Annotated in this window: 10 protein-coding genes, 1 other RNA gene and 2 pseudogenes; 10 read left to right on the forward strand and 3 right to left on the reverse strand. The window is 42.5% G+C overall.

The annotated features are described in order from the left end of the window. Positions 1 to 51 precede the first annotated feature (51 nt). The 4 genes and pseudogenes from MK385_RS07215 to MK385_RS07230 all read left to right on the forward strand — a co-directional run. A complete protein-coding gene (locus MK385_RS07215) occupies positions 52 to 1464 on the forward strand; it encodes a flippase (protein ID WP_268725681.1) in 1413 nt (470 codons plus the stop codon). Between the two features lie 11 nt (positions 1465 to 1475). Next, positions 1476 to 2579, forward strand: a complete 1104-nt coding sequence (glf, locus tag MK385_RS07220) for a UDP-galactopyranose mutase (RefSeq protein WP_268725682.1) — start codon at positions 1476 to 1478, stop codon at positions 2577 to 2579. A 27-nt stretch (positions 2580 to 2606) separates the two neighbouring features. After that, a complete protein-coding gene (locus tag MK385_RS07225; RefSeq protein ID WP_268725683.1) occupies positions 2607 to 3659 on the forward strand; it encodes a galactofuranosyltransferase in 1053 nt (350 codons plus the stop codon). 112 nt (positions 3660 to 3771) lie between these two features. Next, positions 3772 to 4002 (forward strand): annotated as a pseudogene (locus MK385_RS07230) (dTDP-glucose 4,6-dehydratase); the annotation flags it as partial. Between the two features lie 63 nt (positions 4003 to 4065). On the opposite strand, the pseudogene rfbD reads toward MK385_RS07230, so the two are convergent. Next, positions 4066 to 4908: pseudogene (rfbD, locus tag MK385_RS07235) on the reverse strand (dTDP-4-dehydrorhamnose reductase). Positions 4909 to 5289: 381 nt separating this feature from the next. Here rfbD and MK385_RS07240 point away from each other — a divergent pair. Beyond that, positions 5290 to 11712, forward strand: a complete 6423-nt coding sequence (locus tag MK385_RS07240) for a SpGH101 family endo-alpha-N-acetylgalactosaminidase (protein ID WP_268725684.1) — start codon at positions 5290 to 5292, stop codon at positions 11710 to 11712. Between the two features lie 140 nt (positions 11713 to 11852). After that, on the forward strand, positions 11853 to 20108 hold the full coding sequence (locus MK385_RS07245) for an SIALI-17 repeat-containing surface protein (protein ID WP_268725685.1): 8256 nt from the start codon (positions 11853 to 11855) through the stop codon (positions 20106 to 20108). A gap of 167 nt (positions 20109 to 20275) precedes the next feature. Here MK385_RS07245 and pbp1a read toward each other — a convergent pair whose 3' ends face one another. Together pbp1a and recU are read right to left on the reverse strand one after the other, a co-directional pair. Then, the gene (gene pbp1a / locus MK385_RS07250) at positions 20276 to 22444 is read right to left on the reverse strand and encodes a penicillin-binding protein PBP1A (RefSeq protein WP_268725686.1); all 2169 of its coding nucleotides are present in this window, start codon (positions 22442 to 22444) and stop codon (positions 20276 to 20278) included. Continuing rightward, positions 22441 to 23037 (reverse strand): Holliday junction resolvase RecU, encoded by a 597-nt coding sequence (recU, locus tag MK385_RS07255; protein ID WP_268725687.1) that lies wholly within the window; start codon positions 23035 to 23037, stop codon positions 22441 to 22443. Before recU ends, pbp1a begins: the two co-directional genes overlap by 4 nt. Positions 23038 to 23103: 66 nt before the next feature. Here recU and MK385_RS07260 point away from each other — a divergent pair, with 66 nt between their 5' ends. The 4 genes from MK385_RS07260 to MK385_RS07275 all read left to right on the forward strand — a co-directional run bounded on the left by MK385_RS07260 (position 23104) and on the right by MK385_RS07275 (position 25673). After that, positions 23104 to 23631, forward strand: a complete 528-nt coding sequence (locus MK385_RS07260) for an SLOG family protein (RefSeq protein ID WP_000199579.1) — start codon at positions 23104 to 23106, stop codon at positions 23629 to 23631. Between the two features lie 69 nt (positions 23632 to 23700). Next, on the forward strand, positions 23701 to 24030 hold the full coding sequence (gene gpsB / locus MK385_RS07265; RefSeq protein ID WP_033630347.1) for a cell division regulator GpsB: 330 nt from the start codon (positions 23701 to 23703) through the stop codon (positions 24028 to 24030). A 20-nt stretch (positions 24031 to 24050) separates the two neighbouring features. Next, positions 24051 to 24432: RNase P RNA component class B (rnpB, locus tag MK385_RS07270), an RNA gene on the forward strand. 83 nt (positions 24433 to 24515) lie between these two features. Beyond that, complete coding sequence (locus MK385_RS07275; RefSeq protein ID WP_129313670.1) at positions 24516 to 25673, forward strand: THUMP domain-containing class I SAM-dependent RNA methyltransferase; 1158 nt, start codon at positions 24516 to 24518, stop codon at positions 25671 to 25673. Positions 25674 to 25676 lie beyond the last annotated feature (3 nt).

Here is a 25676-nt window from a genome sequence, read left to right on the forward strand (position 1 = left end):
CCAGTCAAGCTTTTTGTTTTCACTGATTAATTCTAAATTGGATGACTTGAAATGAAAGTATTAAAAAACTACGCCTACAATCTTTCTTATCAGTTATTAGTGATTATACTCCCAATCATTACGACTCCCTACGTAACACGGGTCTTTTCTTCGGATGATTTAGGGACGTATGGATACTTTAATTCTATTGTCACCTACTTTATTCTCTTAGCGATGCTAGGAGTTGCTAACTATGGTACTAAGGTCATTTCAGGACATCGTAATGAGATTAAAAAAAACTTTTGGGGAATCTACTCTCTGCAATTAGGGGCAACAGTTCTTTCTCTGTCCTTATATACTCTTCTTTGTCTGACCCTTCCCTCTATGCAAAATCCGGTAGCCTACATTCTAGGCTTGAGTTTAGTTTCAAAAGGTTTAGACATTTCCTGGCTCTTTCAAGGGCTAGAAGATTTTCGAAAGATTACTGTTCGAAATATCACAGTTAAACTCGTTGGAGTCATTTCAATCTTCCTCTTTGTCAAATCTGCAAATGACCTATATCTCTATGTTTTTTTGCTAACCATATTTGAACTTTTGGGGCAACTAAGTATGTGGTTACCTGCTAGGGAGTTTATCGGTAGTTCTCATTTTAGCATAGAATATGCTAGGCATCATTTAAAGCCGGTCATATTATTATTCCTTCCTCAAGTAGCGATCTCTTTATATGTTACCTTAGATCGTACCATGCTTGGAGCCTTAGCTTCTACAAAAGATGTAGGGATTTATGACCAGGCTCTAAAATTAGTAAATATCCTTCTGACCTTGGTAACTTCCTTGGGAAGTGTTATGTTGCCTCGAGTAGCTAACTTATTAGCAACAGGAGATCATAGAGCAGTCAATAAGATGCATGAAATGTCCTTCCTCATTTATAATTTAGTGATTTTTCCAATGATGGCAGGAATTTTGATTGTGAATGATGATTTTGTTCAGTTTTTCCTTGGGCAAGACTTTCAGGATGCACGTTATGCAATTGCCATTATGATCTTCCGTATGTTCTTTATCGGTTGGACCAATATAATGGGAATTCAGATTTTAATTCCCCATAATAAAAATAAAGAATTCATGATTTCAACAACAGCTCCCGCAATAATCAGTGTAGGTTTGAACTTACTATTCCTTCCTAAACTGGGATATATCGGAGCAGCCATTGTTTCTGTTTCGACAGAGGCGTTGGTATGGGCGATACAATTATACTTTACCCGTAGATACCTAAAAGAAGTTCTAATTATCGGATCTTTGACAAAAATAGTCCTAGCATCAGCTATCATGTATGGCATTCTGCTAGGTTCAAAAACACTTATACAATTTTCGCCAACTATAAATGTTATAGTATTTGCAGTGCTTGGTGGAATCATTTATCTTTTTGCAATTCTATCTTTGAAAGTGGTAGATGTAAAAGAATTAAAACAAATAATTAAAAAATAATGGAGTTAACTATGTACGATTATCTTATCGTTGGTGCAGGTTTGTCTGGAGCAATCTTTGCACACGAAGCTAACAAACGTGGCAAGAAGGTGAAAGTGATTGACAAGCGTGATCACATCGGTGGAAATATCTACTGTGAAAATGTTGAGGGCATCAATGTCCACAAGTATGGTGCCCACATTTTCCATACTTCCAATAAAAAAGTATGGGACTATGTTAACCAATTTGCTGAGTTTAACAACTATATCAACTCGCCAGTGGCTAACTACAAGGGGAGTCTTTACAATCTTCCTTTCAATATGAATACCTTCTACGCTATGTGGGGGACTAAGACACCACAAGAAGTCAAGAACAAGATTGCCCAGCAAACAGCTGATATGAAAGATGTTGAGCCCAAGAACTTGGAAGAACAAGCCATCAAGTTGATTGGTCCAGATATCTATGAAAAGTTGATCAAGGGCTATACTGAAAAACAATGGGGACGTTCTGCAACAGACCTTCCGCCATTTATTATCAAGCGCCTCCCAGTGCGTTTGACCTTTGATAACAACTACTTTAACGACCGTTACCAAGGTATTCCAATTGGGGGTTACAACGTCATCATTGAAAACATGCTTGGCGATGTAGAAGTAGAGCTTGGTGTTGATTTCTTTGCCAATCGTGAAGAGCTAGAAGCATCAGCTGAAAAAGTTGTCTTTACAGGGATGATTGACCAGTACTTTGACTACAAACACGGGGAGTTGGAATACCGTAGCCTTCGTTTTGAACATGAAGTCTTGGATGAAGACAATTATCAAGGGAATGCTGTGGTCAACTATACAGAACGTGAGATTCCTTATACTCGTATCCTCGAGCACAAGCATTTCGAGTATGGTACTCAACCAAAGACGGTTATCACTCGTGAATATCCAGCTGATTGGAAACGTGGAGATGAGCCATATTATCCAATCAATGATGAGAGAAACAATGCCATGTTTGCCAAGTATCAAGAAGAAGCAGCCAAAAATGACAAGGTTATCTTCTGTGGACGTCTAGCTGACTATAAATATTATGACATGCATGTGACGATTGAACGTGCATTGGATGTGGTAGCAGAAGAACTAGGGAGTATCTAAGAACATCACAGATAAAGGGGAGAAAAGGTGAAATATTATCTGAAGGATTCATTTCTGAGTAATGAATATGAAAAGAATGCAGGAAATAAGGCACGAAATGACGTGGAAGCTATTCTAGTCTCAGAGGGTTATAAGGGGTTGGAACTCAAGGTTGAGAATTGGTATAAGATGAATTTCTTTAAAGCTCAGCAACACAAATATCGTGCGCTCAAGTCTGTCTTTGATCAGTTGGGATCTGGGGATGAATTGCTGATTCAGTTCCCGATTATCCACCATACATTTTTCATCTCACAACTCATTAAGCAGGCGCAAAATAGAGGAGTCAAATTCTATCTTGTGATCCATGATATTGAAACCTTGCGTCATGTAGGAAATTCAGCAGTGAAACTTCGTCATAAAGTGAGAAATTACTTCCAAGAGAAGGCAGCTCTTATATCAGTGGATGGCATTATCGTTCATAATGATATCATGAAAAATGCCTTGGCAATTCAAGGCATACCATCAGATAAAATGGTTAGCTTGGAGATTTTTGACTATCTGATTCCGAACTTTGAGGAAAAAAGTATTCCCCAAAAAGAAGAAGCGATTATCATCGCCGGAAATCTAATTCCAACAAAATCAGGCTATCTTTATAATTTGCCAGAACAGCCAGCCTATAATCTCTATGGAATGGGATACGATGAAAGTCGTGCATTGAAAAATACCACCTACTTTGGTTCCTTTATGCCAGATGACCTCCCAAATGCTCTTCAAGGTAGTTTTGGTTTGGTGTGGGATGGTGATAGTTCAGAAACTTGCCAAGGTTCTTTCGGAAATTACCTACGTATTAACAACTCCCACAAGGCTTCTCTTTATTTGGCTTCGGGCTTTCCTCTAGTTGTTTGGAAAGAGTCTGCCCTTGCGCATTTTGTGCTAGATAAGCAGTGTGGTATAGCGGTTGATTCTCTACATGACCTCCAAAAGGCACTAGACGATTTGACATATCAAGATTACATGGAACTGTCGGCTAATGCCAGACAAGTAGGAGTAGCGATTCGAAGTGGAGATTATCTGAAAACGGCCATTTCTAAATTGAAGTAAGAATTTGAAGCTACTTATTAATCAGTTCGTTAGAAAGGTTACGTCATTATGAAAGGTATTATTCTTGCAGCTGGTTCGGGAACGCGCCTGTACCACTTACTCGGGCTGCGTCAAAACAGCTGACGCTTATGACCACGTGACAGATCGAGCTGGTCACGACCTTCGCTATGCTATCGACGCTAGCAAACTTCGTGATGAGCTAGGATGGAAACCAGAGTTTACCAACTTTGAAGCAGGTCTCAAAGAGACAATCAAGTGGTACACAGACAACCAAGACTGGTGGCAATCTGACAAAGAAGCAGTAGAAGCTAACTATGCTAAAACGCAACAAGTGATTAAATAATCAGATACTAAAAAGCAAGAGACCTCATGGTCTCTTGCTTTTTATGTATGTCGTAATCTTTTATTATCTTATTTCTTGTTTATAAAACTCTTTAAGGGTATCTTGCCAGGTTGGAATGACGAAACCTGTCGCCTTCGCTTTGGCCAAACTCATAGTTGAGTTGAGGGGGCGTTTAGCCTTGGCAGGAAACTTGCTGGAATTTACAGGGATTACTTCGACATCACTGTCTTTAAGAATCTCGACAGCAAAGTCATACCAAGTGGAGTTTTCAGCTGCGTCATTTGATAAGTGGTAGTAGCCATACTCTTTTTGATTATCAGTCAAGTAGGTCATGAATTCGACCAAGGTTCGTGTCCAGGTTGGGAGGTCGTGTTGGTCGTTGACCACTGTGAGCGTTTTATGGGTTTGGGATAGACTTTGCATGGTAAAAACAAAGTTCTTTCCAAAGACCCAAGCAGTACGAATGATGTAATGCTGTGACGTAAGGTTTTCAACAAGTTCTTCTCCCATTCGCTTGGTACGTCCGTACTCTGTTTGCGGATCAGGTAGGTCATCGACTTCCCACTCTTGTCCGACGGGGTTCTTTCCATCAAAGACGTAGTCTGTTGAAATATAAACGAGAGTAGCTCCGTATTTCTCAGAGGCCTTGGCTACATTTTCAGTTCCAGTTACGTTTATGGCAAAATCCAGTTCTTTTCCCTCATCTTCAGCCGCATCAACAGCAGTATAAGCTGCACAATGATAGACCAGAGTTGGTTTAATCTTGGCAAAGACTTTCTCAACCATTTCAGCATTCGTGATATCCATTTCGGCCGCATCCACTGCAACCTAGTCCACATTTCGTTCATCTAGTAAATAAGGTAGTTCGGTACCGAGTTGACCATTTGCACCTGTAATTAATATCATTGTCTTCTCCTTCACTTTTCTTCTATCTAACTAATCATAGCAAAAAATGATAAAAAATCCGATTTTCGGCCCTTGTTTTGATGGTTTCTATCCGATAAGAATCTGTTTTTGAAATGAAGCTGTTTATTAGATTCTTTGAGATAGAACCTTTTTATAATTGTAAAGCGATTATTTAAACTCTTAATGTTAGCACTGTTCAGAAAAGAGAAAATTTTAGTGAATTTTACCTATTTCCTATTGCTTTCTGGTCTTTTATTTGTTATATTAAAAGTACAATTATTTTTTATTTATAACAGTTAAGCTTAGCACTTTCAGAGAAAGGAGTATTTTTTAAAAAAGAAATGTAAACGCTTACTGGAAAATGAAAGGATTTAGGAGTTCATGGATAAACGATTTTTTGAAAAACGCTGTAAGTTCAGTATTCGTAAGTTTACGCTTGGAGTAGCTTCGGTGATGATTGGAGCGACTTTCTTCGCAGCTAGCCCAGTATTGGCTGATCAAGCAAGAGTTGGTTCTACAACTAATTTGCCGAGTGAACTGGCTGATTTGGATAAGAAGGCTAGTGATGAGGGGCGCGAAGTTGACAAGGAAGCTGCCGCTCAAAATCCTGGTTCAGCTGAGACTACTGAAGGCCCACAAACAGAAGAAGAGTTGTTAGCTCAAGAAAAAGAAAAGTCAGATAAACCAAGCAATCTTCCAAAAGAACTAGAAGATAAGTTGGAAAAAGTTGAAGACAATGGGCGCGAAGTTGACAAGGATCAATTGGCCCAAGATACAGGGAAGCTCGTCCCAGAAGATGTGGCTAAGACTACCAATGGGGAATTAAACTATGGCGCGACTGTTAAGATTAAGACGCCATCAGGAGAAGGTAGCGGTATTGTCGTTGCTAAAGACCTTGTATTGACGGTTTCTCATAACTTTATCAAGGACAGCCAAGACGGCAATATCCGTAAGGTTGTGGATAATGACCAAGGGGATGGAGATATCTATAGCATCTCTTATCCAGGATTGCCAGATGTCAAGTTTAGTAAGAAAGATATCATTCATTGGGATCGTGAAGGCTACCTGAAGGGCTTCAAAAATGATTTGGCCCTTGTGAGATTGCGTACAGTTCTAGAAAATACGCCTGTTGAAGTAACTAAAAAGCCAGTTGTTAAGAAAATTGGAGATAAACTCCATGTCTTTGGTTATCCAGAAGGGAAATTGAATCCGATTGTCAATACTACAGTTGATTTTGCGGAACCATACGGAGAAGGTGTCCAAGGGATTGGTTACCAAGGAGGAAAACCGGGCGCTAGTGGTGGCGGTATCTTTGATACAGAAGGCAAACTAGTCGGTGTTCACCAAAATGGTGTAGTTGGAAAACGGAGCGGAGGCATTCTCTTCTCACCAGCTCAGCTAAAATGGATTCAAGACCACATGCAGGGAATTTCAAGTGTGAAACCAGCAGACTTGGAAGAGAAAGAAAAACCGGCTGAAGAAAAACCAAAAGAGGATAAACCTGCAGCTGCTAAACCTGAAACGCCTAAGACAGTAACCCCTGAATGGCAAACAGTAGCGAATAAAGAGCAACAAGGAACCGTCACTATTCGTGAAGAAAAGGGTGTCCGCTACAATCAATTGTCCTCGACTGCACAGAACGACAATGGCGATAAACCAGCCTTGTTTGAAAAACAAGGATTGACAGTTGATGCTAATGGAAATGCGACGGTTGATTTAACCTTCAAAGATGATTCTGAAAAGGGCAAATCACGCTTTGGTGTCTTCTTGAAATTTAAAGACACCAAGAACAATGTTTTTGTTGGTTATGACAAAGATGGCTGGTTCTGGGAGTATAAATCTCCAACCGATAGCACCTGGTATAAGGGCAACCGTGTAGCAGCACCAGAACCAGGTTCTGTAAACCGTCTTTCTATCACTCTCAAGTCAGATGGACAACTCAATGCAACGAATAATGATGAGAAACTCTTTGATACAGTCACTTTGCCAGCAGCTGTTAATGAAACTCTCAAAAATGAGAAGAAAATCGTCCTAAAAGCTGGCTCCTATAGCAATGACCGTACGGTTGTCAGCGTTAAAACAGACAATCAAGAAGGTGTAAAAGCAGATGATACTCCTGCCCAGAAAGAAACAGGTCCGGTTGTTGACGATAGTAAAGTATCTTATGACACTATCCAGTCAGCAGTTTTGAAAGCGGTAATTGACCAAGCCTTTCCTCGTGTGAAGGAATACACCTTGAATGGGCATACTTTGCCAGGACAAGTTCAACAACTTAAGAAAATCTTGGTAAACAATCACGAAATTACACCTGAAGTCACCTATAAGAAGATCAATGATACTACTGCAGAGTATTTGATGAGGCTTCGTGACGAGAAGAATTTCATCAATGCAGATATGACTGTACGCTTGCAAGTTGTGGACAATCAATTGCATTTTGATGTGACCAAGATTGTCAACCATAACCAAGTTACTCCAGGTCAGAAGATTGATGATGAAAGAAAACTTCTCTCCTCTATCAATTTCTTAGGAAACTCACTTGTGTCAGTTTCAAGCGACCAAACTGGGGCTAAGTTTGACGGGGCAACTATGTCAAACAACACTCATATCAGTGGAGATGAACATATTCCTGTAACCAATCCAATGAAAGATTTGGCTAAGGGCTACATGTATGGTTTTGTTTCTACAGATAAGCTTGCAGCAGGTGTTTGGAGTAACTCTCAAAACAGCTACGGTGGTGGTTCGAATGACTGGACTCGTTTGACAGCCTTCAAACAAACTGTTGGAAATACAAACTATGTGGGAATCCAAAGTTCTGAATGGCAATGGGAAAAAGCTTATAAAGGGATTGTATATCCAGAGTACACTAAGGAACTTCCAAGTGCTAAAGTTGTTATCACTGAAGATGCCAATGCGGATAATAAAGTTGACTGGCAAGATGGTGCCATTGCTTATCGTAGCATCATGAACAACCCTCAAGGTTGGGAAAAAGTCAAGGATATCACAGCTTACCGTATCGCGATGAACTTTGGTTCTCAAGCACAAAACCCATTCCTTATGACCTTGGATGGTATCAAGAAAATCAATCTCCACACAGATGGTCTTGGGCAAGGTGTTCTCCTTAAAGGATATGGTAGTGAAGGTCACGACTCTGGTCACTTGAACTATGCTGATATTGGTAAACGTATTGGTGGTGTTGAAGACTTCAAGGCCTTGATCGAGAAAGCTAAGAAGTATGGTGCATATCTTGGTATCCACGTTAACGCTTCTGAAACCTATCCTGAGTCTAAATATTTTAATGAAAATATTCTTCGTAAGAATCCAGATGGTAGCTACAGCTACGGTTGGAACTGGCTAGACCAAGGTATCAACATTGATGCTGCTTATGACTTGGCGCATGGACGCTTGGCTCGCTGGGAAGACTTGAAGAAAAAACTTGGTGAAGGTCTCGACTTTATCTATGTGGACGTTTGGGGCAATGGCCAATCAGGTGATAACGGTGCCTGGGCTACTCACGTTCTTGCTAAAGAAATCAACAAACAAGGCTGGCGCTTTGCGATTGAGTGGGGCCATGGTGGTGAGTACGACTCTACCTTCCAACACTGGGCAGCTGATTTGACCTATGGTGGCTACACTAATAAAGGTATCAACAGTGCTATCACGCGCTTTATCCGCAACCACCAAAAAGATTCTTGGGTTGGGGACTACAGAAGTTATGGTGGTGCAGCCAACTACCCACTTCTAGGTGGTTACAGCATGAAAGACTTTGAAGGCTGGCAGGGAAGAAGTGACTACAATGGCTACGTGACTAACCTCTTTGCCCATGATGTCATGACTAAGTATTTCCAACACTTCACTGTAAGTAAATGGGAAAATGGTACACCAGTTACCATGACCGATAACGGTAGCACCTATAAATGGACTCCAGAAATGAAGGTTGAGCTAGTCGATGCTGCAGGTAACAAAGTGGTTGTGACTCGTAAGTCAAATGATGTCAATAGCCCACAATACCGCGAACGTACAGTAACTCTCAATGGACGTGTCATCCAAGATGGTTCAGCTTACTTGACTCCTTGGAACTGGGATGCGAATGGTAAGAAACTTCCTACTGATAAGGAAAAAATGTACTACTTCAATACGCAGGTCGGTGCAACAACTTGGACCCTTCCGAGCGATTGGGCAAATAGCAAGGTTTACCTTTACAAGCTAACTGACCAAGGTAAGACAGAAGAGCAAGAACTAACTGTAAAAGATGGCAAGATTACCCTAGATCTTCTAGCAAATCAACCATACGTTCTCTACCGTTCAAAACAAACCAATCCTGAAATGTCATGGAGCGAAGGTATGCACATCTATGACCAAGGATTTAACAGTGGAACCTTGAAACATTGGACCATTTCTGGTGATGCTTCTAAGGCAGAAATTGTCAAATCACAAGGCGCAAATGAAATGCTTCGTATCCAAGGCAATAAGAGCAAGGTCAGCCTTACTCAGAAACTGACTGGCTTGAAACCAAATACCAAGTATGCGGTTTATGTTGGTGTTGATAACCGTAGTAATGCTAAGGCAAGTATCACAGTGAATACTGGCGAGAAAGAAGTGACTACCTATACCAATAAGTCACTCGCTCTCAACTACATCAAAGCTTATGCTCATAACAATCGTCGTGAAAATGCTACAGTTGACGATACAAGTTACTTCCAAAATATGTACGCCTTCTTTACAACTGGATCGGACGTATCAAATGTTACTTTGACATTGAGTCGTGAAGCTGGTGATGAAGCAACTTACTTTGATGAAATTCGTACCTTTGAAAACAATTCAAGCATGTACGGAGATAAGCATGATACAGGTAAAGGCACCTTCAAACAAGACTTTGAAAATGTAGCTCAAGGAATCTTCCCATTTGTAGTGGGTGGTGTCGAAGGTGTCGAAGATAACCGCACTCACTTGTCTGAAAAACACGATCCATATACACAGCGTGGTTGGAACGGTAAGAAAGTCGATGATGTTATCGAAGGAAATTGGTCATTGAAGACAAATGGGCTAGTGAGCCGTCGTAACTTGGTTTACCAAACTATTCCGCAAAACTTCCGATTTGAAGCTGGTAAGACTTATCGTGTAACCTTTGAATACGAAGCAGGCTCTGACAATACCTATGCCTTTGTAGTTGGTAAGGGAGAATTCCAGTCAGGTCGTCGTGGAACTCAAGCAAGCAACTTGGACATGCATGAATTGCCAAATACTTGGACGGATTCTAAGAAAGCCAAGAAAGTAACCTTCCTCGTGACAGGTGCAGAAACAGGTGATACTTGGGTAGGTATCTACTCAACTGGAAACGCAAGCAATACTCATGGAGATGCTGGCGGAAATGCCAACTTCCGTGGTTACAACGATTTCATGATGGACAATCTTCACATCGAGGAAATTACCCTAACAGGTAAGATGTTGACAGAAAATGCTCTGAAGAACTACTTGCCAACGGTTGCCATGACTAACTACACGAAAGAGTCTATGGATGCTTTGAAAGAGGCGGTCTTTAACCTCAGTCAGGCAGATGATGACATTAGCGTGGAAGAAGCGCGTGCAGAGATTGCCAAGATTGAAGCCTTGAAGAATGCTTTGGTTCAGAAGAAAACAGCCTTAGTAGCAGAAGACTTTGAAAGTTTGGATGCGCCATCTCAACCAGGTGAAGGTCTTGAGAATGCCTTTGATGGAAATGTGTCTAGTCTATGGCATACATCTTGGAATGGTGGAGATGTAGGCAAGCCTGCAACCATGGTCTTGAAAGAATCAACTGAAATCACTGGACTTCGCTATGTTCCACGTGCCTCTGATTCAAATGGAAACTTGCGTGATGTGAAACTGGTTGTCACAGATGAGTCTGGTAAGGAACATACCTTCACAGTGACAGATTGGCCAAATAACAACAAACCAAAAGACATTGACTTTGGCAAGACAATCAAGGCTAAGAAAATTGTCCTTACTGGTACCAAGACTTACGGAGATGGTGGCGATAAATACCAATCTGCAGCGGAACTCATCTTTACCCGTCCACAGGTAGCAGAAACACCACTTGACATGTCTGGTTATGAGGCAGCTTTAGCTAAGGCGCAGAAATTAACAGACAAAGACAATCAAGAGGAAGTAGCTAGCGTTCAGGCAAGCATGAAATATGCGACGGATAACCATCTCTTGACGGAAAGAATGGTGGCCTACTTCGCAGACTATCTCAACCAATTACAAGATAAGGTTGCTAAACCAGACGCTCCTACAAGCAGCAAGGGTGAGGAGCAACCTCCAGTTCTTGAAGTTCCTGAATATACAGGTCCTTACGGAACAGCTGGAGAAGAAGCGGCTGTTCATGACCTACCTGAGTTTAAGGGTGGTGTCAATGCAACAGAAGCAGCTGTACATGAGGTTCCTGAGTTCAAGGGCGGCGTTAATGCGGTTGAAGCCTTGGTTCACGAATTACCAGAATACAAGGGCGGAGCCAATGCAGTTCTAGCAGCTGCAAATGAAGTTCCTGAGTTTAAGGGTGGCGTCAATGCGGTTCAAGCCTTGGTAAACGAGAAACCAGCCTACACAGGTGTATTGGCTACTGCTGGAGATCAAGCAGCTCCAACAGTTGAAAAACCTGAGTACCCGCTCACTCCAAGCCCAGTAGCTGATACCAAAGCTCTGGAAGATAAAGAAGAGAAACTTCCTGCTACAGGAGAACATGGTTCAGAAGCAGCCCTCTTCTTAGCAAGTGTGAGCATCGCTTTATCTGCTGCGATTCTTGCGACAAAACGTAAAGAAGAGTAATGAGATTTGATTTCAGCAGTTCAAAGCAACTCGAATCAAAAAGGAACAAACAGCCGGAGAGGACCTCTTGGTTCTCTCCTTTTTCAAAGGAGAAATGATACCGCTTACTCATGTATGCGGATGAAAGGAATAGGAGAAAGATGGATAGACATTTTTTTGAGAAACGCTGTCACTATAGTATAAGAAAATTTGCAATCGGTGCAGCCTCCGTTATGATTGGTGCTAGCATCTTTGGCGCCAATATGGTTCAGGCGGCAGAAACAGCAACACCTTCAGAGACAGAGGGAAGTATCACTCATGTTCAAGCCCTGGATAAGCTACCAGATGATTTAGCCGCTGCGCTTGAAAAAGCAGATGCAGAAGCTGCAACAGAAGCAAGTCATGAAGAGACTCCAGCGACTGACGAAGGAAGCAATCCTGCAACAAGTGAAGAGGCAAAACCAGAGACAAGTCCTGTAAGTCCTAAGCCAGCAGAAACGCCGAAACCGGTTGAAACACCAAAGGCAGACAATAAACCAGCTGAAACTGCTACGCCCGCACCAAAACCAGCTGAAAAGCCAATCGAAGATAGAGAAGATGTCAACCATCTCGAAGGTGCTACTGCTCAGGCGAGCAACCATGAGACTGGTACCAACTTTACTGCGGATAAGGCTATCGACGGAGATGACAATACTCGTTGGGCTACAGACAAAGACGCACCAAAACCAACCTTCGAATTAACTCTTCCAAAAACTACTCTCATCAAGCATGTAGAAATTGACTGGGATCGTCGTCTTCGTAATGGGCAGAATGACCCTAATATCAAATCTTGGAGTCTCTACTACGCAGGTCAAGAAGATGTGGGGGCTAATGGAGAAAAACAATGGAAACTCGCTCATACCAAAACTGGAGATCCAGTTTTAGATGAGAAAGTAGATCTAGCTGAAAGTATCAAAGCTAAGTACCTCAAACTTGAGGTCAATGATTACCAAGCGGGAACAATGAACTGGAGAAATGTTGGAATCCAAGAAATTCGAGCTTATTCAAACGTTCCGGACCATAGTAAGGTAACGGATATCCGCCAAGTAACCGAACTAACAGTAGCAGAAGACGGACAGTCTCTTGTCTTACCAACTTTACCAGGGAAAGTTAGCCTTATCGGAAGCAACAAGCAAGGTGTGATTGACCTTCAAAATCATATCCATAAACCTCTGACAGATCAACGCGTTAAGGTTATGGTGCAGCAAATCAAAGACAGCCATACTTTCACTAAGGAATTTGAAGTAGTCATCAAGGGTCTACATCAGGACGAAGGTGTGGGTGTGAAACCAAAAGTAGCACCAGCTGTTCAACAATGGTATGGGAAAGAAGGCCAAACTTCTATCACTTCAGATACAGTTCTTGCGACAGGTGATTCTGGCTTTGATCAGGCAGCAACCTTCTACCAGTCAGACCTTGCTAGCCGTGGATTGGAACTAGCAACAGGTGACAAACAGGCTCAAAAACGAATCGAATTTAAAAAGGTTGAAAACAAAGGTTATGGTAAGGAAGGCTATGGCATCACTATCCAAGATGATGTGATTACCATCGAAGCTGCCACAAATACAGGAGCCTTCTATGCAACTCGTACTCTTCTTCAAATGGGAGAAACAGACCTACAAAATGGCGAAATTCGTGATTTCCCAAGTTTCAGCCACCGTGGCTTTATGTTGGATACAGGTCGTAAATTTATCCCTTATGATACTCTTGTAGACATCATGCTCAACATGGCTTACTACAAGATGAACGACTTGCAGTTGCACCTCAACGATAACTATATCTTCCTAAAGGAACACTTGGCAGGTAAGAATTTAAGTCCAGAAGAACAACTCAAGTATGTACTTGAACACGCTAAGACTGGTTTCCGTGTGGAGACAGATATTGTTGGTAAGAATGGTCAAAAATTGACATCAGATGAGCATTATACCAAGGAAGAAATGCAAAATCTGATCAAACTTGCCAAGGCCTTGCATATCAACCTAGTGCCAGAAATTGACACACCAGGTCACGCCTTGTCCTTTGTCAAAGTCCGCCCAGACCTCATGTATCAAGGTAGTTTGAGTGATTATGCTGGCAAACACAATGTTGAACGTGTTGCAATGCTCGACCTAGATAATAAATACGATGAAACGCTAGCTTTTGTCAAATCCGTCTATGACAAACTCCTCGATGGTCCAGATGCACCACTTCATGGGGTATCCACTGTTCATATTGGAACGGATGAATACTATGGCAGCAGAGAAAGCTATCGCCGCTATGTCAATGACCTTATCAAATACATTAAAGGAAAAGGCTATACCCCTCGTATCTGGGGCTCGCTCAGTGCAAAACGAGGTAAGACAGCGGTTGATTGGAACGGAGTAGAGGTTGATATCTGGAGTATCGGATGGCAACGACCAAATGAAGCCATTGCTCAGGGAGCTAAGATTATCAACATCACGGATGTGCCGACCTATAGTGTGCCAAGTGGAAGTAATAGTCAAGCAGCCTACGGGGACTATGCTAACTACGAACGTCAGTACAATAGCTGGACACCGAATGATTTTAGAACAGGTGGAGGTCCACTTCTACCAGCTTCTCATCCAAGTATCCTTGGTGGTGGTCACGCAGTTTGGAATGATAATATCGACCTTCATGAGACCGGTTTGACCTCTTATGATATCTTTAAACGCTTCTTCAAGAGCATGCAAACCACTGCGGAGCGCACTTGGGGATCTGACCGTGCAGCTGCGACCTTTGCAGAACGTACCCTACCAACTAGCCCTTATGCGCCACAGTCAAATCCTGATAAAGAGATTGATCAAAGCGACTTGTTTACTATCAATCCTGAAACAGTCAAGAACTATGCAAGTAAGAAAGTGAAGGCAAGCGAACAGGGATTGGCTTTTGAGAAAGATAGCAGTATCGAAGGCTTGGCTGGTGATGTTGGTCCAAGTCACGTCTTGAAGTTTGATGTAACTGTCACTGGAGACGGAGAACAAACCTTCTCAGCAAGTGGGGATAACCGTATCTATCTAGCTGATAAAGACGGCTATCTTGCTTACCAGTTTGAACAGTTCCATATCCAATTCAATAAAAAACTTGAAAAGAACAAACGTTATCAAATCTCTATCGTGACCAAACCACAATCTACAGAAGTCTATGTGGATGGTGAAAAGATTGAGCGTATTGCAAATCCAGCCCACCCTCGCTTTGCCCACAATAGCTTGGTACTACCGCTTGAAAGCATCGGTGGTTTCAAAGGAATCTTGCATAGTGCAGAGTTGTCAGACAAACCATTTGTAAATCCTCGCTTGATTTCAAATGATAAGATTACTGCAACCGCAAGCAGTCAGCAACTTCCAGGAAACGCGACTGAAGGCGCTGTTGAAAAGGCCTTTGACAATGATCCAAATACCTTCTGGCATACTAAGTGGACTGGTGACACTGCGCCATACACCCTTACTATGACCTTGAAAGAAGCAGAAAAAGTCAATGGCTTGACGTATCTCCCACGTCCAGGTGGTGGAAATGGTGTCGTGACGCGCTACGAAATCTACGCACAAAAAGATGGCCAAATGGTCAAGGTTTCAGAAGGAAGCTGGGACAACAACGCCCAAGAAAAAACAGTCAACTTTGCGGCGGTACATACAAACAAGATTGAGTTGAAAGTATTGGAAGGCGTTGGTGGCTTTGCAAGTGCAGCTGAAGTTCATTTATTGAAACCTGTCAGAGAAAAGCAAGAAACGCCTGCACCAAGTCAACCAGAAAAACCAACTACACCTGAAAAACCAAAAGTAGACCAAACCGGTGATGGAACAGTTGAATTGGCAGATCAATTCACTGCAAGTAAACCAGCTAGCGAAGACAGCATTGCAGCTGCTAGCAAGAGCGCAGACTATCTCAAGAAAGAGTACAAGGTCTTCCCAACTCCACAAAAAGTGACTTATGGAGAAGGTGTCACAGCTCTTCGTAAGCAAGTCAATCTGGTCATGGGCGATCAACTCGATATCTATACTCGCAATCGCTTGAAGAGTGTCTTGCAGGACAATCAAGTATCTTATACAACTGGTAAGGCAGCAATCGCTGGCGCAACCAATATCTATCTTGGAGTGCATGGACAAGGTTCACAAGCAGAGCAAAACTTGTCCAATGTTTCAGCAGGTCTCTTTGACAAGATTGACGCCTATGTCTTGAGTATCAAGGATAATTCGATTTCTATCGTCGGAAAAGACACTGATGCAGTCTTCTATGGTTTGACAACTTTGAAACACATGCTCAAGGAAAGCCAAGTGCCAGTCCTTCGAAATGTGACAGTAGAAGATTACGCAGAACTCAAGAACCGTGGTTTCATCGAAGGTTACTATGGAAATCCATGGTCGAATGCCGATCGTGCAGAGCTCATGCGTTATGGTGGCGATTTGAAATTGAACCAATACTTCTTTGCACCAAAAGATGATCCATACCACAACAAGAAATGGCGTGAACTCTATCCAGAAGAAAAACTAGCTGAAATCCGTGAACTCGCTCGTGTCGGAAATCAAAGTAAAACTCGCTATGTCTGGACTATCCATCCATTCATGAACAACCGCATCCGCTTTGGCAATGAAGCGCATTACCAAGAAGATTTGGCAACCATCAAGGCTAAATTTACCCAGTTGATGAAAGTAGGTGTCCGTGAATTTGGTATCCTTGCAGATGATGCTCCAAGCCCAGTCGGAGGCTACAATAGCTACAACCGCTTGATGCAAGATATGACCAAGTGGTTGACTGAAATGCAGGGAACTTACAGCGGTCTTCGTAAAGAAATGATTTTTGTTCCTGGACAGTATTGGGGTAATGGACGTGAAGATGAGTTGAAATCCCTCAATGAAAATCTCCCAAGTTCAACATCCATGACCTTGACGGGTGGTAAGATTTGGGGTGAAGTCTCTGAAAGCTTCCTTTCAACTCTCAAGAACAATCTATCCGCAGGTGGCAAGACCTATCGCCCAGTTTCACTTTGGATTAACTGGCCTGTAACAGATAACTCTAAACAACATTTAATTCTAGGTGGTGGTGAGAAATTCCTTCATCCAAATGTGGATCCAAGCTTGCTATCTGGTATCATGTTGAACCCAATGCAACAGTCTGAACCATCTAAGATTGCCCTCTTTTCAGGAGCTCAATACTCATGGAAACAGTGGAAATCAGAAGAAGAAGCTAAGAAAATCAATGATATTGCCTTCAACTTTGTAGAAAATGGTCATTTTGAAGATAGCAAGGTATCAGCAGCCTTCCGCGAACTTGGTAAGCACATGATCAACCAAAACATGGATACTCGTGTCGTCAAACTAGAAGAATCGGTAGACTTGGCTCCAAAATTGACAGACTTCATGACTAAGCTCAAAGCAGGTCAGGATGTGACTGCCGAACGTACAGCCTTGCGTGCAGAATTTGCCAAGATTAAAGAAGCAGCCGAACTTTACAAAGCATCGGGTGACCAAAAGATGGTTGCGCAAATCCACTATTGGTTGGATAATGCAATTGACCAAATGAATGCTCTCGATGCCTTCCTTACAGGAACTGAAGCCATGGCTACAAACGATGCAGCCAAACTCTGGGATAGCTACTATAAAGGTTTGAAATTGTACGAACAGTCTCAAACTCATACCTTCCATTATGTAGACCATCTTGAAAAGGCTGAGTTGGGTGTTCAACATATCCGTCCATTTATCCTATCCTTGAAAGAAGTTCTAGCGTCTGAAGTTCAAAAAGTCTTGCACCCAGACCAAATCATCAGCACCTTTATCACCAATCGAACAGGTGTAGAAGGTGGTTTGGCAGAAGTAACGGATGGCGATTTGGCAACTCATGCGCTTATTAAATCACCAAACAGCATCAAGACAGGTGATTATATCGGTATGAAATTCAACAAGCCGGTATCAATCCAAACCTTGACCTTTGCAATGGGAACGCAGGCAAATCCACGTGATACCTTTAGTAAGGCAGAAGTGCAGTATCAAGATGAAAATGACAACTGGGTAACCTTGAAAGAGCCAAGCTATGTCGGAAATGAATCCCTTCTTAAGTTTGAGAATCTCACTATCAAGGCTAAAGCAGTTCGTATGATTGCGACCGAGGATCGTGAAAATACCTGGTTTGCAGTTCAGGAAATTGCAGTCAACCGTCCAGTTGAAAAAGCTCGTAGCCAACAAGCAACGACAGTTAGTCTAAGCTCAAACTTAGTTTACAAACTAAATACTTCAGCTCGTCAAATCACTGATGGCAAGGACAATACAGAAGCCATGATGGCAAACGCTGACGGTAGCAATACCACTCCAGTAGATGCTTGGGCACAACTTGACCTCGGTGAAGTCAAGTCAGTCACTAAAGTTCGCCTTCGCCAAGGAACGGGTGATAAGCTTGCTGCAGGTGTACTTGAGTACTCTACAGATGGAACTGCATGGCAAGAGTTGGATCGCCTATCAGGAGAGCAAACCAAGGAAGTGACCAGAGCTATCAATGCTCGTTACATCCGAGTACGCAATACCAAGGCTCTCGACCTCTGGTGGCGTATCCAGGATTTCTCTGTTGAGACACGTTCTGGAAATAGTGAGTTAACAGACACCAACGTCGATGCCTTGAAGGAAACACCGGTAGTGGATAGCTTGGGCAGTTACGAGCTTCAAATTCCAGCTGGAACCAAACTCCCTGCTCATAGCTATCTAGGAATGAAGCTTGACCGTATCCATCAGGTCAAGAGCATCCAGCTCCAAGGCCAAGCCAACCCTGCTCTTAGTCTAGAGTACTCTGCAAACGCTCAAGAATGGCTACCAGCGAGCCAGTTGACTGATAGATCTGCAGCAAGCCACTTAGTACGTTATGTGCGTCTGGTCAATAAAACAGATCAGGAGCAAGCTATTACAGCGACTTCTCTCCTTGTGACGACTAAAGAAGTGCAACCAACCAAATTGGAATCAACTTCAATGGGAATTCACCCAGCATATGGTAGCAATGATGTTCGTAAACTGAACAACCTAGATCAATTATTTGATGGTGTTTACAACAACTTCGTTGAGTTTTCAGACTATGCTCGTAAAGATGGTCATGTGACCTTGAAACTTGGCAGCGAACGCACTATCAAGAAGATTAGAGCCTACATCCAAGACGGAACTCAAAACTACCTTCGTGATGGTAAGATCCAAGTCAGCCAAGATGGTAAAACTTGGACAGATGTCGTGACAGTAGGAGATGGTGTAGCCAATAGCCAACACGATGATTCATTGACAGATGGTTGGACACATGATTCTAAGATGCCAGGAAATCGCTACATAGAGGGTGAATTGACGACACCAGTCAAAGCTAACTATCTTCGTGTCCTCTATACAGCGGATTATGATGCCCGTTTTGTAGGATTTACAGAATTGGTTATCAACGATGGTGAGTTTGTCAAACCAATCAATGATCCAACAGTAGAAGGAAGTAGTGGAGAAAGCCAAGGCAACCTTTATAATAATCTTGTAGACGGCAAAGTCTTGACCAGCTACAAGTCTGAAAAAGAGAAGGGCGAGTTGGTTTATCACTTGTCTGAGCCGACCAATGCTAACCACCTTCGTCTTGTTTCTAGTCTTCCTGAAGGAGCGAAAGCACGTATTCTTGCTAGAACACTCAAGGATGGTCAAGACAGTTGGACAGACCTCGGTACCATTACATCTAGTCTCCAAACTTTTGCTATCCGAAATGGCGGCTCTCTTCTAGACGTCAAATTAGTCTGGGAAGGTGGCAAGGCTGAGTTTTATGAATTGGCAAGCTTCCATCAAGAATTAACAGAAGAACCGCTCCAATCAAGCAAGGGTGAAGAGCCAGCACCTGTTCTTGAGGTTCCTGAATTCACAGGTGGTGTCAATGCAGTTGAAGCCTTGGTACATGAGCTTCCAGAGTACACAGGCCCAGTAGCAACAGTAGGCGACCAAGCCGCTCCAATAGTAGAGAAACCTGAGTTCAAGGGCGGTGTCAATGCAGTTGAAGCCCTAGTACATGAACTTCCAGAGTACACAGGCCCAGTAGCAACAGTAGGTGACCAAGCTGCTCCGACAGTAGAGAAACCTGAGTTCAAGGGCGGTGTCAATGCTGTTGTGGCACTGGTACATGAGCTTCCAGAATACACAGGTCCATTATCGACAGTAGGTGATCAAGCTGCTCCAGCAGTAGAGAAACCTGAGTTTAAACTTAGCTCATTTGCTTCAGATGAAGATAAGACACCGGCACCGGATCTAAAACAAGAAGTGACGAAGCAAGAAACTGCTGAACAAAGCTTGCCAGCAACAGGTGAGAGCCAATCTGACACAGCTCTCTTCCTTGCAGGTGTTAGCCTAGCACTATCTGCTCTCTTTGTAGCAAAAACAAAGAAAGACTAGTATTTCGTAAAACCTCTTAACAAGATTACGAAATCCGTTTCCTATCTTTCCCAATGAGGTTTATAGTACAGAAAAAGCCTAAGAAGATGTCTTCTCAGGCTTTTGTTAAGCACATAAATGCAATAGTGCTATGAAAAAATCACCCAGAAAAATCTGGGTGATAAATGTTATGGTTGTGCTGGTTGAGGATTCTGATTTTGGTTCTGGTTTTGTTGACCAGGGGTTGTATTTGGTTGCTGGTTATTGGTATTATTGTTTGCACTATTATTCGTGCTTGGAGTAGTTGAACTTGACTGTGAAGTTGAACTTTCTGATGTCGAGCTCGAACTTTCAGGTGTTGGGGCCTGTTGCGGAGTAGGAGCAGTCCATGCAGAACGAGCACCGTTTTTAAAGACGAACTCACCACTTCGATAGAGGCCTTCTGGCATAGTCCAGTCGCCAGGGTTGTTATCCTCAGACAGATAAGTCATCATTGAACGGTAAACCTTAGCAGCAACATAGAAGCCATCACCAACGATAGGAGTAAGGCGGTTTGAGTAACCAGTCCAAACGGCCATTGAATATTTACGAGTATACCCAACGAACATTTCGTCAGGAGCAACATAACCAGTGTTCTTGACGTAGTTTTCAATCTCATCATCCGTGTAGTTTGATGTACCAGTTTTACCAGCTTGTGGCAACCATGGGAGGTATGCCCCACGACCAGTTCCATATGCCAGGACAGTTTTCATCATATCCGTCATCATATAGGCTGTCGTCTCTTTCATGGCACGAGTACCAGGATCAGAGAATTCTTTTGAACTGCCATCACTGAAGACAATTTTGTTGATATACATCGGCTTGCGGTAGATACCACCGTTAGCAAAAGCTGCGTAAGCAGCAGCCATCTTTTCGCTACTTGCTCCATACTTTTTGTTAGATTCAGCTGTATTACTTGAAATGGCATTTGCATAGTGCATATCTGGATAGTCAATACCAAGTCCATTTAGGAAGGTTTTGGCTCTGTCTAAACCAACTTTATTCAAGGTTTCTACAGCTGTAACGTTCCGAGATTGTTGGAGAGCATATTGGATGGTGATATTTCCAAAATAACTTCTATCCCAGTTGTAAACAGGGGTATCTGTTCCAGGATAGTTATAAGGAACATCATGTACAATCGAAGCAGTTGAATCGTAGATGTCATACTCCAAGGCAGGAGCATAGTCTGTGATTGGCTTCATGGTAGAACCCCAGTCACGGTTGGTTTCAACAGCTTGGTTGATTCCGAAGGAAACATTGCTTGATTGGTGACGAGAACCTAACTGAGCAATAACTTTCCCGTTTGTCACATCCACAATCGTTGAAGCTACTTGCATTTCATCATCAGGATAGTTGACATACTCGTCGGTATTGTAGATATCCCAGAGATGTTGTTGAACTTTAGGATCAACGTTGGTGTAGACGTCCATACCAGTTGTTAAGAGGTTGTAGCTTGTTTCTTGTTCGACTTGATCGATTACCTCTTTGAGATAGTTGTCCATGTATGGAGGATAACTATTAGCCGATTTTAGACTTTGAAGTCCATCTGTAATCGGAGTATTAATCGCTTTTTCATATTGCTCAGCTGAAATGTAACCTTGCCCCTTCATCTCAGAGAGGACGAGATTACGACGTTCTTGAGCGGCTTCTGGATGCGAGTATGGATCATACTGGTTTGGAGCCTGAGGCATACCAGCAAGGAGAGCCAGTTGAGGAATACTTAAATCTTTGAGATCCTTGCCATAGTAACTTTGGGCAGCTGTCTGCATTCCATAGTTACCGTTTGACATGTAAACCTTGTTGATGTAGTAGGTCAAGATCTCTTGTTTAGTCGCTTTTTGTTCTAGCTGAACGGCTAACCAAGCTTCCTGGGCCTTACGAGAAAGAGTCTGATCAGAAGTTGACGTAGAGAAATAAGTTAACTTGATCAACTGCTGTGTCAAGGTTGAAGCTCCTTGCAGACCTCCACCACCACGAAGGTTTCGGAGGGTAGCACCTAGGATACGGATCGTGTCAATTCCTCGGTGATTAAAGAAGCGATGGTCCTCAATCGAAACAATAGCGTTGACCAAATCGGTCGGTATTTCGTTTGCTTGGGCATTGACCCGACGTTCCGATCCAAGATCAGCGATAAGCTCGTCATTGCTATCATAGATCTTACTTGACGTTGTAGCAACTAGTTTACTTTCAGAAAGTTCTGGAGCCTTGCTAACATAGTAGAGGAAGAGACCTCCACCAAGCATTACAGCTGCGATAAATACAGTTAAGAGACTGATACTGACATACTTAGCTATTCGCAGAAAAGTTTGTTTGTTCATCTTGTTTTACCACCTAGTAAATGTTCTTTGATAATGTCGAGGTAGGGAATTTGAGGAAAGGCCCCAGGCTCAATCCTATATCCATTTTCTCGAATATATCCAAGTGGCATTGACTTCTGTCCCTTATCTTGATGATAGAAACGGATGAGGTCAATAGCCGGCAATAAGTAGGTTTCTTGCTGAGAAGAAAAGTGAAGGAGTACAAAGCAGATTCCTTGCTGGGCAAGGACTTGTTCCATATGCTGGATCTGATGGAGATGAAAATTCTTCATCGGTATCGCATGTTTTTGCCTGGTTTCCTTTGCTTCAAAGTCGATGTAGTATCCATCATAAACCCCTGAATAGTCAGTAGTTGAGGCTTGTCTAAAGTAGGCTTCAACAATCTTGGCACGACTTCGTTGGGGATAGTCGACACGTACGATTTGGATAGGAGTCGGTTTCTTGTGAATAACAGCTACCCCATGCGACAAATAGTAGTCGTTCGTAGCATTGATCATCTTTTCAAAAGACATTCCCCGATTTGCGAAATTTTTAGTTTGTGATAGGGGTGCTTGTCTCTTTTGAGATGAAATTTTATGTGGATAGTTGACCATAATTCTCCTTATTGGTACAATAACATCACTCTATTATATCATAAATTTACAAAGAAAGGGTTAAAAATGACATCAGCCTTGATTTTAGGCTATTCAGCCTTCGACCTTGGTCTCTTTAATGACAAGGATATTCGCGTTGATATTATCAAAACAGCCATTCGGAGAGACCTGGAACGTCTAGCAGAGGATGGGGTGAACTGGCTTGTTTTTACAGGGACTTTGGGCTTTGAGTACTGGGCGCTTCAGGTGGCGAAAGACATGAAGGCAGACTATGGATTTCAACTGGCGACCATTTTTGATTTTGAAACCCATGGCAGTAACTGGAATGAAGCAAATCAAGCGAAATTGAGTGAGTTCAAGCAAGTTGATTTTGTCAAATACGCCTATCCACAATATGAGCACAAGGGACAATTACGTGATTATCAGAAATTTCTGCTGGAAAATACAGATACTTGTTACCTTTTTTACGACGAAGAAAACGAAACCAAGTTACGATATTTTTACCAAATGATGAAAAATCAAGCGGACTATGTTACAAGAAGATTAACATTTGAGGACTTGAATGAAATAGTAGAAAATTTTTCTGAAAAGTAAGCCTTTGACCTTGATTTTTACTTGTCTTTTTTTATATAATAATACTAGTAACCCAGAATGGAGAGAGACATGGCAAGTATTATATTTTCAGCGAAAGATATTTTTGAACAAGACTTCGGACGTGAAGTTCGTGGATACAGCAAAGCAGAGGTAGATGAATTCCTAGACGATGTGATTAAGGATTATGAAACCTACGCAGCTTTGGTCAAATCCCTTCGTCAAGAGATTGCTGATTTGAAGGAAGAATTATCTCATAAACCACAGGTAGCGCCAACTCAACCAGACTCTATTGAAGTAACAGCTTCTACCTCAATGACAAACTTTGATATTTTGAAACGCTTAAATCGTCTCGAAAAAGAAGTATTTGGTAAGCAAATCTTAGACAACCAAGATTTATAATTGACTAAGGAATGAGTGCAATTTTTGGATAATCGCGTGAAGAGGTTCTCTTTTCATGAGGAAAGTCCATGCTAGCACAGGCTGTGATGCCTGTAGTGTTTGTGCTAGGCGAATCCATAAGCCTAGGGACGAGAAATCGTTACGGCAGTCGAAATGGCTAAGTCTTCGGATAGGTCAGAATAGGCTTGAAAGTGCCACAGTGACGGAGTCTTTCTGGAAACAGAGAGAGTGGAACGCGGTAAACCCCTCAAGCTAGCAACCCAAATTTTGGTCGGGGCATGGAGTGCACGGAAACGAACGTAGTACTCTGACTGCTAGCAGCTTTATGCTGTTAGCGGTAGACAGATGATTATCGAAGGAAGTGATCCTAGTCACTTCTGGAACAAAACATGGCTTATAGAAAATTGCATATAGGTTGGGGCTGAGAAATCTTTCTCAACCTCATTTTTTAAAGTGAACAAGAGAAAGGTCTTGCAAGACTAGAAATGAAAGAACAATTTAATTTAATCGCAACTGCTGCGGCGGGGCTTGAGGCTGTCGTTGGACGTGAGGTGCGAGACCTTGGTTATGATTGCCAGGTTGAAAATGGGCGTGTCCGCTTCCAAGGAGATGTGAAGGCAATCATTGAGACCAATCTTTGGCTTCGTGCAGCGGATCGCATCAAGATTGTAGTCGGAAGTTTTCCAGCTAAGACTTTTGAAGAGCTTTTTCAAGGCGTTTTTGCTCTAGATTGGGAAAACTATCTCCCGCTAGGAGCACGTTTCCCGATATCAAAGGCAAAATGTGTGAAGTCTAAACTCCACAACGAGCCCAGTGTTCAGGCTATTTCCAAGAAGGCTGTTGTGAAGAAATTACAAAAACACTATGCCCGTCCAGAAGGAGTTCCCTTGATGGAAACTGGTCCCGAGTTTAAGATTGAAGTATCTATCCTGAAAGATGTGGCAACTGTCATGATTGACACGACAGGCTCCAGTCTCTTTAAACGTGGTTATCGTACGGAAAAGGGTGGAGCACCGATCAAAGAAAATATGGCAGCGGCCATTTTACAACTCTCTAACTGGTATCCAGACAAGCCCTTGATTGATCCGACCTGTGGTTCAGGAACTTTCTGTATCGAGGCGGCTATGATTGCCAGAAAGATGGCACCAGGCCTTCGCCGTTCCTTTGCTTTTGAGGAATGGAACTGGGTCAGTGATCGGCTAATCCAAGAAGTTCGCACAGAGGTGGCTAAGAAAATTGATCGTGAACTGGAACTGGACATTATGGGCTGTGATATAGATGCTCGCATGGTGGAAATTGCTAAGGCAAATGCTCAAGCAGCAGGCGTCGCAGGTGATATCACCTTTAAGCAAATGCGGGTACAGGACTTACGCACAGACAAGATTAATGGCGTTATCATTTCCAATCCACCATATGGGGAACGCTTATCTGATGATGCAGGAGTTACCAAGCTCTATGCTGAGATGGGACAAGTCTTTGCACCACTGAAAACGTGGAGTAAGTTTATCCTGACGAGTGACGAAGCTTTTGAAAGCAAGTACGGAAGTCCAGCGGATAAAAAGCGAAAACTCTATAACGGGACCTTAAAAGTGGATTTGTATCAATACTTTGGTCAGCGTGTGAAACGCCAAGAGGTAAAATAGAAA

Source organism: Streptococcus oralis, from assembly GCF_026782125.1.
Taxonomy (GTDB): Bacteria; Bacillota; Bacilli; order Lactobacillales; family Streptococcaceae; genus Streptococcus; species Streptococcus oralis_CE.

Coding starts and splice junctions, on each gene's coding strand:
- glf (WP_268725682.1), top strand. CDS start 1,476: ATGTACGATTATCTTATCGTTGGTGCAGGTTTGTCTGGAGCAATCTTT.
- pbp1a (WP_268725686.1), bottom strand. CDS start 22,444: ATGAACAAACAAACTTTTCTGCGAATAGCTAAGTATGTCAGTATCAGT.
- gpsB (WP_033630347.1), top strand. CDS start 23,701: ATGGCAAGTATTATATTTTCAGCGAAAGATATTTTTGAACAAGACTTC.
- MK385_RS07240 (WP_268725684.1), top strand. CDS start 5,290: ATGGATAAACGATTTTTTGAAAAACGCTGTAAGTTCAGTATTCGTAAG.
- recU (WP_268725687.1), bottom strand. CDS start 23,037: ATGGTCAACTATCCACATAAAATTTCATCTCAAAAGAGACAAGCACCC.
- MK385_RS07260 (WP_000199579.1), top strand. CDS start 23,104: ATGACATCAGCCTTGATTTTAGGCTATTCAGCCTTCGACCTTGGTCTC.
- MK385_RS07215 (WP_268725681.1), top strand. CDS start 52: ATGAAAGTATTAAAAAACTACGCCTACAATCTTTCTTATCAGTTATTA.
- MK385_RS07275 (WP_129313670.1), top strand. CDS start 24,516: ATGAAAGAACAATTTAATTTAATCGCAACTGCTGCGGCGGGGCTTGAG.
- MK385_RS07245 (WP_268725685.1), top strand. CDS start 11,853: ATGGATAGACATTTTTTTGAGAAACGCTGTCACTATAGTATAAGAAAA.